The sequence below is a fragment of the Microbulbifer mixtoriginis (SeqCode) genome (assembly GCF_052467515.1).
On the sequence record NZ_CP174314.1, the window covers coordinates 2,725,432 to 2,737,524 of the forward strand.

Annotated in this window: 9 protein-coding genes; 2 read left to right on the forward strand and 7 right to left on the reverse strand. The window is 46.3% G+C overall.

The genetic code is table 11. From position 1 onward, the window contains the following. Positions 1-250 precede the first annotated feature (250 nt). From ACJJIT_RS11560 to ACJJIT_RS11570, 3 genes are all read right to left on the reverse strand, one after another. Positions 251-1,642, reverse strand: a complete 1,392-nt coding sequence (locus ACJJIT_RS11560) for an MFS transporter (RefSeq protein WP_444890646.1) — start codon at positions 1,640-1,642, stop codon at positions 251-253. A gap of 166 nt (positions 1,643-1,808) precedes the next feature. Next, on the reverse strand, positions 1,809-2,870 hold the full coding sequence (locus ACJJIT_RS11565; protein ID WP_444890647.1) for a LacI family DNA-binding transcriptional regulator: 1,062 nt from the start codon (positions 2,868-2,870) through the stop codon (positions 1,809-1,811). A gap of 76 nt (positions 2,871-2,946) precedes the next feature. Beyond that, the gene (locus ACJJIT_RS11570; RefSeq protein ID WP_252085507.1) at positions 2,947-4,200 is read right to left on the reverse strand and encodes an MFS transporter; all 1,254 of its coding nucleotides are present in this window, start codon (positions 4,198-4,200) and stop codon (positions 2,947-2,949) included. 368 nt (positions 4,201-4,568) lie between these two features. Between ACJJIT_RS11570 and ACJJIT_RS11575 the strand changes: the two genes are divergently transcribed. Together ACJJIT_RS11575 and pgmB are read left to right on the forward strand one after the other, a co-directional pair. Then, on the forward strand, positions 4,569-6,980 hold the full coding sequence (locus ACJJIT_RS11575; RefSeq protein WP_444898483.1) for a glycoside hydrolase family 65 protein: 2,412 nt from the start codon (positions 4,569-4,571) through the stop codon (positions 6,978-6,980). Further along, a complete protein-coding gene (gene pgmB, locus ACJJIT_RS11580) occupies positions 6,977-7,648 on the forward strand; it encodes a beta-phosphoglucomutase (protein ID WP_444888707.1) in 672 nt (223 codons plus the stop codon). Before ACJJIT_RS11575 ends, pgmB begins: the two co-directional genes overlap by 4 nt. A gap of 489 nt (positions 7,649-8,137) precedes the next feature. Here the strand turns inward: pgmB and ACJJIT_RS11585 are convergent, their stop codons facing one another. From ACJJIT_RS11585 to ppnN, 4 genes are all read right to left on the reverse strand, one after another. Beyond that, entirely contained in the window at positions 8,138-8,590 is a 453-nt protein-coding gene (locus tag ACJJIT_RS11585; RefSeq protein WP_252085504.1) for a cupin domain-containing protein, read from the reverse strand. Positions 8,591-8,658: 68 nt separating this feature from the next. After that, positions 8,659-9,657, reverse strand: a complete 999-nt coding sequence (locus tag ACJJIT_RS11590) for a hypothetical protein (RefSeq protein ID WP_444888706.1) — start codon at positions 9,655-9,657, stop codon at positions 8,659-8,661. A 142-nt stretch (positions 9,658-9,799) separates the two neighbouring features. Then, positions 9,800-10,207, reverse strand: a complete 408-nt coding sequence (locus ACJJIT_RS11595; RefSeq protein ID WP_444898484.1) for a PaaI family thioesterase — start codon at positions 10,205-10,207, stop codon at positions 9,800-9,802. 207 nt (positions 10,208-10,414) lie between these two features. Further along, the gene (gene ppnN, locus ACJJIT_RS11600) at positions 10,415-11,788 is read right to left on the reverse strand and encodes a nucleotide 5'-monophosphate nucleosidase PpnN (RefSeq protein ID WP_444885314.1); all 1,374 of its coding nucleotides are present in this window, start codon (positions 11,786-11,788) and stop codon (positions 10,415-10,417) included. Between the last annotated feature and the right edge of the window lie 305 nt (positions 11,789-12,093).

A 12,093-nucleotide genomic window follows, 5' to 3' on the forward strand; every position in this document is an offset into this window, starting at 1 on the left:
TAGCATTTTAACCATTATTAGAAATAGACTCTAAAATCTAGCTGTTTTTCTCCGTATCAACTCTTCGTACACTCTCACCCTATACAATTAACTCTATAAAGACTGTTTACCTAAGAATGAATCCTCCTAGAGGTATTTTTCCCAGAAAAATATTTACGCTGGTATAAATATCCAGACAACATTGATTGTTAGAAAAAAGGGGGCTTTAGGCTTTCTGAAAATAAAAGGAACTACTACCCTCTTAAATATTTTATTTTGTACTCCCTACCCTACGAGGCTCCCCCTCAACAAAAAAAACTGATACCACCAGCCCAATGAGTGCTAAGTAGGCATTAATTGTGAAAGCTCGGTCTATACCGGTTGAGAGATCTGGGGCTAAGGCAATTATGGTGGTATTCATTCCCAAGCCTAATGCGCCGCCGGCGATCTGGAACATATAGATAATCCCGCCTGCCAGACTCGATCGGTTGCGAGCAACAATGGTCACTGCAACTGTAGTCACTGTCGAAAAGAAAAAACCAACCCCGGCACCAAGCACCAATAGGCCTGGTATCAACTCCCGGAAACTGGTATTTACTTGTATATGGGAGAGCATGAACATTGCTACACTGATAAATACCGAGCCTATCGCTATGATCACCTTGGCTCCTATTTTTTCGTAAAGCCTACCGGATATATAGGAAACCAAGCCGTAAGCCATCATCATCGGCATCAGCCCAATGCCGGCCAATGTTGGGGAATAACCCCGCACTTTGGTGAGAAACTGTGGAATATATACAAGCGCAGAAAAGAAGACTACTGAAAGCAATAAGGTCACTACACATGCCGCAAAGAAACGCCTGTTACTCATAACATCTTTGGGAATTAGTGCATCACTTCCGGCATTACGCTCAACAGCAGTAAAGCCTCCCAGAAAAAACACGCTAATGATAAATAAGAGGACAACTATCGGACTTTTAAAGCCCAGTTCTACGACAAGATCCAAGGCCATTAACAAGCTAAACAAAGAAATAGAGAGTATCGTCACTCCCAGGTAGTCAATGTGCTCGTCAATCTTCTCTGGCTTATCATCAGCGACCGTTTTCAAGCAGCCTAAACACACTAATGCTGCGACTATAACATCGAGAAGAAATATCCATCGCCAACTCGCAAACTCGGTTAAAAAACCTCCTAACATTGGGGCAAAGGAGTCAGAGATTCCACACACACCCATGATTAGACCGCCGGCCAGGCCCGAGCGCTCTTTTGGTATGAGTTCATAGACCATCCCCAATATTGCCGGCCACATCAGCGCCCCACCAATTCCCATCAAGGCTCTGGACACTAGCAGCATCCAAATATCCATGGATAAAGCGGCAAGCAGCGAAAAGAAGGCAAAAAAACCTGCACCTATAAAAAAAATGCGTCGCCGCCCATAAATATCAGCCAAACGTCCACCCGTGATAATCAGAACACCAAATACGAGGATGTAGCCGTTGATAATCCACTGGGCTCTTGTAATGTCAGAATTAAACTCTTGCTCAATGGTGGGGATGGCGGCGGGGAATATGGTTAGATCATTTGCCACCAAAAATACAGCGAAGCTGAGGCCAATCAGCGCCAACAACCTCTCTTTACTTTTGAAAGTATTGGAATCTGCCATTGAGTTCTACCGAGCGCGCTCTTTTATCAGAGCAAAGATCGTTGCTTTGACAGTTTGGCTTATTAGGTTGTAGAGCAACGGACTCGGCGGAAGACTGGCGTGCCTGGAGAACCAGAAGAAATTCAAGAGCGCTTAAGACAGCTCCAGGGGGAGCTGCCAAGATTGATTACTGACTATATTCCTGGATCGGTTGGAAATCAGGGTTGGCGCCACAGGAAGAGCGTACCACCAGTTCGGTTGGCAGCACTGCTGGCTCTGCTGTCTTATCACCGATCAACTGCATCATCTTCTCCACCATCAGCTCACCGCCACGCTGGATATTCTGGCGCACAGTCGTTAGTGGGGGCGTATAGAAAGGCGCGATGGGGATATCATCAAATCCAACTACTGCAATGTCGTCGGGAACCTTGTAACCCTGGCTCTGCAAAGCCTTGATGGCTCCCATTGCAATGCTGTCACTTGCGGCGAAAATCGCATCGAAGCTCAACCTCTCGGTTTTTAGCAAGTCTGCAATGGATTGATAACCGCTTTCGCTGGAGAAAGAAACCTGAATTTGACGCTCGCTATTACCCAGCCCCTCTGCGGTAAGTGCGGCCCTATACCCCTCGTAGCGACCGTAAATTTCGGGGTGCGCAGTATCACCAAGAAAGAGGATGTTACGACGTCCCAGCTTGAGTAGGTGCTCGGTGGCCTGGCGCCCTCCCATCTGATTGTCACTACTTACAATGCAGTAATCGAGATCTGGTTTGGTAGTACCTCCCCATACTACCAACGGATCGCCCTGGCGTTGTAGTTCACGCAGGGGGCTGTCGTCCACCCCTTGTCCAATCACAATTACCCCATCGGCGCGGCGAGACCCCATTAAGTAGGCATGCCAATCGTCACTTGTAACGATACGATTTGAAAACAGTAGATCATATCTGTGCTCGGCCAAGCGATCGGCAATCGCGCCAATCATGTCCAACATAAAGGGGTCGGAAAAAGTCTGGCCTCCGGCGCTTCCGGTATTGATGACGACAGAAATGGTATGGCTGCGTTTTAAACGCAGATTGCGTGCACTCTCGTTGATTTTGTAATTCATACTACGCGCGATTTGCTGAATACGCTCCCGAGTCTTTTCATTGATTAGCGGGTTGTTATTCAGCGCGCGGGAAACAGTGGATTCAGAAACTCCCGCTAGCCGTGCAATATCGGACATGGAGACGGGAGAGGAGGAATCCTTAGGCATGCGTACTTCACCTTGTTCGCGGGAAATACGCCATCTTAGGCGTGCTACAAGAGTTTGTAAAATGAACTCTGATAGCTCAAACCGTCAACTTAGCTGAGGCCCCAACTTCTCGCCCTTCCACAGCCCTACGGAAAAAGAACAAGCTGACTAGAATTACCGAGATCGGCACCAGTGATAAGTAAAAGGCCACCTGACCATCAAAGGCTTCAAAAACCGAACCCGTAATCAGTGAACCGGTAGTGCCCCCTAGCGCAGAAAAAATCACCAGAAGCCCGGTCATCGCCGAATGCTGATGGGTCGGTAGTGAACTTAGCATCACCGAGTTGATTGCCGGATAAATGGGGGCCATAAACAGGCCAATCAGAGGCAGAATAAAGGCCGCAATCGGCGCATTGAACCAGTTGATATCCGGGTTGGCCTGCACATCACTGGATAGCGGCAGAGTCAGTACCACCAGTAATGCCATTGCCAGCAGGCAGACATTCAGCACTGGGTACCAGTGTAAACGCCGCATAATAGCCCCTGCTCCCAAGCGGCCCAAGGCGAGCCCTGCGGCAAAAATACTGGCAGCCTGGACGCTCATCGCCGCTGGTAACTTCAAAATTTCATTGTTAAACGTGGGCAGCCAGCTGCCGATACCCTGTTCGATCAAGACATAGATAAAAACGGAAATTACATAAATATAAACCAAGGGCTTGGCCATCAATTTTATCATTGCCCAGAAATCCTGCCGTGGACTGGTGCCCTCAACCCGGGTACCCGACTCATCCATTTTTGTCAGCGACAATAAAATAAAGGCAAACAGACAAATCGCAGCCAGCACCCAATAGACACTCAGCCAAGCTGTAGAACCTGGATTGGCAGAGTCGATAAAGGCACTAAACAGCCAATACCCACCAAGAACCCCCACCATAAATACCCCCTCCAGGGTATTCACCATACTCGCATGTTCATTTGGACCACGGGTTAACAAGCCCACAGTTGAATAAACCGCGACCTTCACCAAGGCAAATGCGACTCCCACCGAAAGGAACAGTAATTTTGCTGTCCAGAAACCTGGCAGTAGGGGCATGGCAATACAAGCCCCCGTAACAATAGCGAGCCCCATCAGCATGGCCCGCTTAAATCCGAAACGCGGCAGTTGCGAAGCCACCAGAAAAGATACGATGCCGATGGGGATATCCTTAAAGCCCTCCAATACACTGGCTGCAGATTTACTCACGCCGTAAGTATTAATCACCTGCAGTATCACAGTGCCGACACTGTTCAAGAGAATGGCGAACACAAAGTAGATGGCGAATAGGGAAAGCAGTATGCGCTGATTGTTCATAAGGAAATCTTTATCGGTCTATGGCTCAGGCGTACAGCCGTACCAGCCTGTTATTGTACATTTTTTGATCTCTAAGTGTGGGTTGATGACTGTAAATTTTCACGCCCCCAGAACTCAGCAGTATGACTTACCACAAAAGAATTGCAATCGTTTGCAATATTTCAATCTGCCAAATAGAGACCATTCAGCGATCGCCGGTCAGACTAGTAGTTTCTAGATAACAACAATGCCAATAAATTCTTTGTTATCAATAAGTTAATGAATATTTACACCTACAGATAGCACATAGTTACCGTACAAGGAGATTTTTTACCCCTAATTTGCAATCGATTGCATTCCAATGTGTACAAGCGATAGACTGCAGGAAGTTGCCCGAAGTACTAATTACTTTGGCAAAGCACCTAACCATCAGTTTCTATGTAAGTGGTATGAAGAAAGAACAACAACATAAGCTTGAAATTCACCCCTGGGGCCTGCTGGAAAGAGAGTTTCAAGCGGATGACTACCCTCTTAACGCCACCCTATTCTCCCTGGGCAATGGTTTTATTGGCCTGAGAGGCACCTTTGAGGAAGGCTTTGATCCCGAGCCCTTTTCTGATGGCTGTTACCTCAATGGGGTCTATGCCAGTGAACCTATTCGCTACGGCGAAGCTGCTTACGGCTACGCCCGCAATAATCAGCGCATGCTAACAGTACCGGACGGCAAGGGTATTCAAATCTGGGTTGATGGAGAGCGTTTCAACCTCGCTGAGGGTGAAATACTCGAGTATGAGCGCCATCTGGATATGGCCAACGCAACCCTTGCGCGCAGCCTTACCTGGCGTTCACCTCTTGGAAAAACCCTCAGGCTCAAAACCCAGCGCCAAATCTGCCTAACTGAAAAACACCTAGTGCTCATCCATGTTGAAATCACTCCACTGGATTTTGGTGGGGAGATACGCTTGTTAACGGGGCTGGATGGCAATCTCGACCAAGCCGAGCGCAGTGACGATCCACGCCTGGCTTCCCCCATTGACCAAGGGGATATCCAATGGCTGAATAACGTCGCCGATGGTGACTACTTGGCACTGGCACTCTCAGTTAGAAGCAGTGGCTATGAGATTCGCTGTGCCGCCACTCACCGGCTGCAGGCCAGTGCGGGCCACACAATGACTAATCTGCGCCATGAAAACCGAGTAGCCACCGAATACCGATGTGTTGCCCAACGGGGTAAACCCATAGGCCTGACCAAATACCTAGCCTACTTCGCAGAGCAAAGGGCTGAGCCGATTGAAGCTGGATCACTTCGCCAATACCTTGAACTTAGCGCCAATAAAAGTTTTGCCGAATATGCCAAGGCTCAACGCATAGAGATGGATAAATTCTGGCAAGAATCCGATATCCAGGTACTTGGCAACGACAGTCTACAGCAAGGTATTCGATTTAATCTTTTCCACCTATTCCAATCCCTGGGCAGGGATGGACGTACGAATATCGCTGCTAAAGGGCTCTCGGGAGATGGTTACGACGGCCATTACTTCTGGGATACAGAAATCTATGTATTGCCGTTTTTTCTCTACACCCAGCCCAATATGGCCCGCCACCTGCTGGAGTATCGCCATTCGATCCTGGATGCGGCCCGCGCCCGTGCCCGAGAGCTGGCGATCAGCAAGGGCGCCCTCTTTCCCTGGCGCACCATTGGCGGGGAGGAGTGCTCTGCATACTACCCTGCCGGCACCGCCCAGTTTCATATCAATGCGGATATCGCCTATGCAGTGCGCCACTACAGCCGAGTCACTGGTGATACGGAGTTTCTGCGGGAAAAAGGGGCGGAGCTGGTTATTGAGGGGGCCCGCCTATGGATGGAAATCGGCCACTTCAATCCTCGCCGCAACAACCAATTTTGTATTAATGAAGTCACTGGCCCGGATGAATATACCGCGTTGGTAGATAACAACTTCTATACCAACCTGATGGCCCGTGCGCATTTGGAGTATGCTGCAGAGGTATACCAGTGGCTGCAATCCTTTGATCCAGAAGCGTGCCTGGCCTTGGCCCAACGTATACAACTGGGCCCACAGGAACCCATGCTTTGGGCAAAAGCCGCAAAGGCCATGTACCTCCCCTACGACCAATCCCAAGGTATTCACCCGCAGGATGATGGCTTCCTCGACAAGCCAGTGTGGGACTTTGAGCAAACACCGGCAAATCATTACCCCCTGCTACTGCACTACCATCCACTGGTAATTTATCGACACCAGGTTTGCAAGCAGGCAGATGTAGTCTTGGGACTATTGCTCGAAAGTTCCGAGTTTTCCATTGAACAAAAACGCCGCGACTTCGACTTTTACGAACCACTCACTACGCACGATTCTACCCTATCCGCCTGCATCCACAGCATTATTGCCAGCGAGGTGGGATACCCGGAAAAAGCGCTCGACTACTTCCAGCAAGTAGCACGAATGGACCTGGACAATCACCACAATAATACCCAGCACGGTATCCATACTGCCTGTATGGGCGGCACCTGGATGTGCATGGTGCAGGGCTTTGCCGGTATGCGCCTGCGTGGTACCGAATTGCGCTTCGCCCCGTTTGTACCCGAGGGTATGGAAGGTTATCGGTTCCGCCTGCAATTCCGTGGTCGCACCCTGGAAGTGGACATCAATTGCAGTAATGCCAGCTATACCCTGATAACTGGCGAGCCCATCAACCTTCATCACGTCCATAAACCCGTATTTCTCGCAGCAGGCGAAACCCAAACATTTGAGATAGCACCACCAGTGGAGGTAACACAGTGATCTATCGTGCAGCAATTTTTGATCTGGATGGTGTACTCGCTGATACCGCACGACTACACCTGAAAGCCTGGCACCAACTGGCCCAAGAACTCAAACGCCCATGGGCTGAAGATACCAGTGAAAGGCTTAAGGGGCTGGAGCGTATGGCCTCACTGGAAGTGATTCTTGGGGAAGAGAGCGATCAGTTTAGTGAAAAGGAAAAGATCGATCTAGCTAGCAGAAAGAATAGTTATTATCAGAAACTGATTCGCAGCTTATCTCCAAAAGATCTACTGCCCGGTGCTGGGGAGCTTCTCGCCTGGTTAAACGAGAAACAAATCCCCATTGCCCTGGCATCAGCCAGTAAGAATGCGCCGGCCGTTTTGCAAGCATTGGAGATATCACATTACTTCTCAACAATTGCCGATCCAGAACAGTCCGCACCTAAACCCTGCCCGGATATTTTCCTCGCAGCAGCGCAAGGCCTACAAGTTGAACCTGAACTCTGTGTTGCCTTTGAGGATGCTGCTGCTGGAGTCGCTGCGATCAAAGCCGCCAAGGGAATGACTGCTGTTGGGGTGGGGAGTGAAAATTCCCTGAGAGAAGCTGATTTTATTGTCGGTAGCCTGTCGGAGTTCGCCCCTAAAGACTTTTTTCTTTCTGCTATCCACGCAGCTTCAATCAGTTAAATGTAAGAGCTGTTGCAAAATCAATATTCAAGCTGAATAGAAAGATTGCTCTCCTTCTATTCAGCGTTACTTGCTTTCTAATATTGTAAAGAGGTAGTTTACACCATAGTGACTACTAACAGTTTCTCCCTAAAGCTAAGCTTTACTGCTGCAGTATATTTAACACGCACTAAGGTTACTTCCAAAAACCAACCCAACAAAAATGAGATATGAAAGGAAGGGCCACCAATCAATAGGTTGGGGATAAATCACCCTATATCGCATATTTGGAAAATACGTCTACTCGAAGAAATAAAAAACAGAATAAGTATCTGGCCTGTCCTAAGAATTCACTGTGTGATAGAGCAAAATTACCACCCCCATTTCCCCAGACTTATAAACCCCAAACCAACAATCAACCCCCAAATATAGTAAGGAATATATGGCCTACAATGCTATAGATACCCCTTTTACCCCTTCATTTGCATGAGAACAACCACCCATCTAAAACTAAATAAACTTCAACATGTCGGAATTTATGGAGATTAACTTTTTAGCCTCAATCGATTGTGGATCAATCAGACTAAAATCAGCAAATTCAAATCCTGGCCCAACGGAGCAGCCTACCAAGACTGTCTTTCCAATAGGTTCAGCTGCCTGCCAAGTTCCAGCTGGAACAACCTGACAAAACGTATTATTATTGGACGAAATTTCCATCCTCTGAACATTCTTATCCAAGTCATTCCAAGTATAAAGATAGAGTCCTGCGCCTTGATATAAATTCCACACCTCATCCGATTGCACTTTATGAAATCGGCTTACCTCGCCTTTATCTAATGAAAAATAAATGTGAGTGAGCGCTGATCTTCTCTGCCCTTTGTTATTGGTCACCACTGCATTGGACCTGAACACTTCAAGAAATCTCCCCCCTTCAGGGTGTTCAGATAATTTGATAGGCTGCATGACTATTCCTTTAAAACCCATAATGAAATTAACAATAACCTTAAAATTGATCCCAACCAAAGAGGCACTTAATTCTCACGTTTTTCTTTTGACAGATTTTTGGCAATATTAGCTATCGCCTCGTCCATTGAAACCAAACCATTCAAGTAAGGCATCCAATACTTATCAAGAAGGGATTTATAATTCCAGCGCCCAACATATAAACCGTTCAGTGTTGCGTAATCTGTGAAATTTGGCTCTTCCTCTGAAATAACTCTTCTAACAACTTCACCAACTGTATAAAATTGAATTGGATGCCAAATATGTTTATGAGCCTTTAAGTCATATTTATCAAACTCACTGCTGATTATCCCTTGAAGTTTGCTTTTGCGATTCACACTGTTAGCATGTGTTAACTCATGAAAAAACATTTCTAATGCAAGCCAGCCTGAGTAATCTGAATAGGTACTATTGATAATGGTTTGAGAACTTCTTCCTGAAGTGGTAGCTCCCTGTCGCATACCAGGCTTATAGACAATATTTACTGTATGCGCATTTACTAGCAGTTTTTCACCAAAGAGGTCTTCGAGCCGGCTAGCAATTGGGTCACCATACACATCCAGCTTCTCCCGTAAACTTAGATACCACCTAAAGTTACTCTCTCTATGCAAACCCCACATTTGCTCATTATAAAGAGTGGAAAGCTCCTGCAAATGAACATATAAGTTATTATTAACTGATTCAGAATCGACAGGAGCACCTGGTAAAAGCAGGGCTGTCAGATCTGCCACTTCCCCGCTAGACCGAATAATATTAATATTTTGTTCAGCCCCATGTGTAATATAATCATTGATCGCCCTCTCGAAGAGGTACAAGTGATCAGCAACAATGCCCTCCTCCTTCTTTAGAGCCGCATATAGATTTTTATCTCTTGCCAATTCATACAAATATAGATGTAAATTCAATAACGGCTCATTTTTAAAGCTCACCAATCGCCAACTATCTAACTGGTCAGATGCCTTTTCTTCTGCGAGAACGGGAAAAACTAAAGAGAGAAATATTAGAGCAAGTAGAAATGGACGAAGCATTAGAAAAGCACCAGCGGGTTATTCTTATAAGGCAAGGGAAGAGTGACTCTGATCGATCATCCTCCCAATATGGTAAGAATATAACTTCCATAAGGAGCCCCTGCAAATAAGTACTGCTGTTCAAGCTAGGGGCAATCCTCAGTCACGGGTATAAAATCAATTGCGTGCAGCGAAACAATGCTAACTTTTTACCCGTACTCTTACAAACTACAGAAGCATCCCATACCTGAGTGGTCCGCCCCTTATGAACAGGTGTTGCAGCACAAAGAACAACCCCATCCCGAACTGTTCCCAGATGATTCGACTTCAGTTCAACAGTAGTAAAGCCAGAAGCCTTTTCTGGTAAGTTCGCCAAGCAACCAATGCCACAGGCCGTATCGGCCAAAGAAACGACGCTACCAGCATGCAAGTAGTCATTAGGTGCCAGATGAGACTCCAAAATTCTCATCTCTGCATGGATCTCGCCCTCAGCAACTTTCACAAGTTCAATCCCGAGAAGCCCTGGAAGTTTACCTTCGCAAATCTTGTTGTAATAGTTATGGTCTTTCATATAAATCCTTATTAACAGCTAACCGGTCAAAATAAAAATCTTCTTATACCTAGGTTACACAGCAAACTCACAAGGGGAGTGTAATTTTTTCTGTACATAATAATTATTTTTCCAGAGGCCTTCTTAAATAGAGGGCAGCATTGTAAAGAGCCTTACCCCACCTAGCATTCCTTTGCACATTACTATTTATGATAGAAAACTCTGAAACTACTTGGAAATTACCTTATAGCAGGGAACATACTCTTTACCCGGCAGCTTCATTCTCTGCTGTTTCACAAAAGACTCCAGCATAATATCAATGCTGCGCATAATGCTCGAATCACCACGCAGCTCATAAGGTCCATACTCCTCAACCATCCGAATCCCTTCATTTTTCACATTACCAGATACGACGCCAGAGAATGCACGTCGCAGGTTGGCGGCTAATAGATAAGGTTCTTGGCTTTTATGTAAGGCGAGGTTCAGCATACTTTCATGAGTTGGTATAAACGGCTGCTGAAATTCGTTAGCGACTTTTAACTTCCAGTTAAAATAGTAGGCGTCATCCGTTGCTTTGCGGAAGGACTTGACCTCTTGTATGCCTACCGACATTTGTCTAGCCACTTCCTGTGGGTTATCAATAATAATTTGGTATCTTGAACGAGCTTCCTTACCCAAAGTTGAGGCGATAAATTCATCAATACGAACAAAATATTCCGTTGCACTAGGTGGGCCGGTGAAGATAACAGGGAATGGTTGATCCTTATTTTCTTCGTGTAGGAGTATCCCCAGGAGATAGATGATCTCCTCAGCAGTACCTGCCCCCCCTGGGAAAACCACAATGCCATGGCCTGTACGCACAAAAGCTTCTAAACGTTTTTCAATATCTGGGAGAATAACCAGTTGATTGACGATTGCATTTGGTGCCTCTGCAGCAATAATACCGGGTTCGGTAACACCAAGGTACTGGCCATGGCGATCGCGCTGCTTGGCATGGCCTATTGTGGCACCTTTCATTGGCCCCTTCATTGCTCCCGGCCCACAACCGGTACAAATATCAAGGTGGCGCAGAGCCAACTCATAACCGACCTGCTTAGTGTAATCGTACTCTTCAGATAAGATTGAGTGCCCTCCCCAGCATACTACTAGCCTAGGCGTGCGGACTCTATCGAAGGTACCGGCATTTCTCATAATATGAAAAACCGCATCGGTAATACCCTGAGAAGATGTTAAGTCATGTAACTTACTGCCGGTAATTTCACTATTTACATAAATAATATCTCTCAATACCGCAAACAAATGCTCTGCAATACCACTGATAATTTTTCCATCAACAAAAGCACTGGCCGGGGCGTTTCTAAGCTGTAGTTTTATACTGCGTTCTGTGGGGACAACAGAGATATCAAAATTAGCAAAGGTTTCCAGAAGCTCCTTACCATCATCCATAAAACCGCCACTATTTAGTACCGCTAGTGAGCAGTTTCTAAAGGTTTGGTATTGTGAACCACGGCTCTCGCTACTAAGCCGATTAATTTCATACTTGGATAGGATCTCAAACTGCCCTGTAGATGAAACCTGTGCATCGATAAGATCAATAGACATGCAACCCTCTTATTGAACTGAAATTGGGATCTTTACAGAAAATAGTGTTCTGGTGCTATAGAAGTGTAATCTAAGTTGATGACTAGGCTTCTTTTTTAATTAAACCGAGGCAATTGGATTTAATAGCCAAGAAAAGTTGACGTACAACTAAACCATTCACCTGAGACAGGAAGTGCCAACAGAGGAATACAGGCTTAACTCTTTAGGACTGAGTCGCGATTCACATTATTTTGACCCAGTTTACATCTTGATCACAGGTACTCTTTGGCAGGTCATTGCAAGTGGGCACTACTTATTAAGCCCGC

What these genes read in the sequence shown, in the direction of transcription:
- ACJJIT_RS11570 (WP_252085507.1), bottom strand. Translation starts at nt 4,200, where the DNA reads ATGAACAATCAGCGCATACTGCTTTCCCTATTCGCCATCTACTTTGTG.
- ACJJIT_RS11585 (WP_252085504.1), bottom strand. Translation starts at nt 8,590, where the DNA reads ATGCAGCCTATCAAATTATCTGAACACCCTGAAGGGGGGAGATTTCTT.
- ppnN (WP_444885314.1), bottom strand. Translation starts at nt 11,788, where the DNA reads ATGTCTATTGATCTTATCGATGCACAGGTTTCATCTACAGGGCAGTTT.
- ACJJIT_RS11565 (WP_444890647.1), bottom strand. Translation starts at nt 2,870, where the DNA reads ATGCCTAAGGATTCCTCCTCTCCCGTCTCCATGTCCGATATTGCACGG.
- ACJJIT_RS11560 (WP_444890646.1), bottom strand. Translation starts at nt 1,642, where the DNA reads ATGGCAGATTCCAATACTTTCAAAAGTAAAGAGAGGTTGTTGGCGCTG.
- ACJJIT_RS11595 (WP_444898484.1), bottom strand. Translation starts at nt 10,207, where the DNA reads ATGAAAGACCATAACTATTACAACAAGATTTGCGAAGGTAAACTTCCA.
- ACJJIT_RS11590 (WP_444888706.1), bottom strand. Translation starts at nt 9,657, where the DNA reads ATGCTTCGTCCATTTCTACTTGCTCTAATATTTCTCTCTTTAGTTTTT.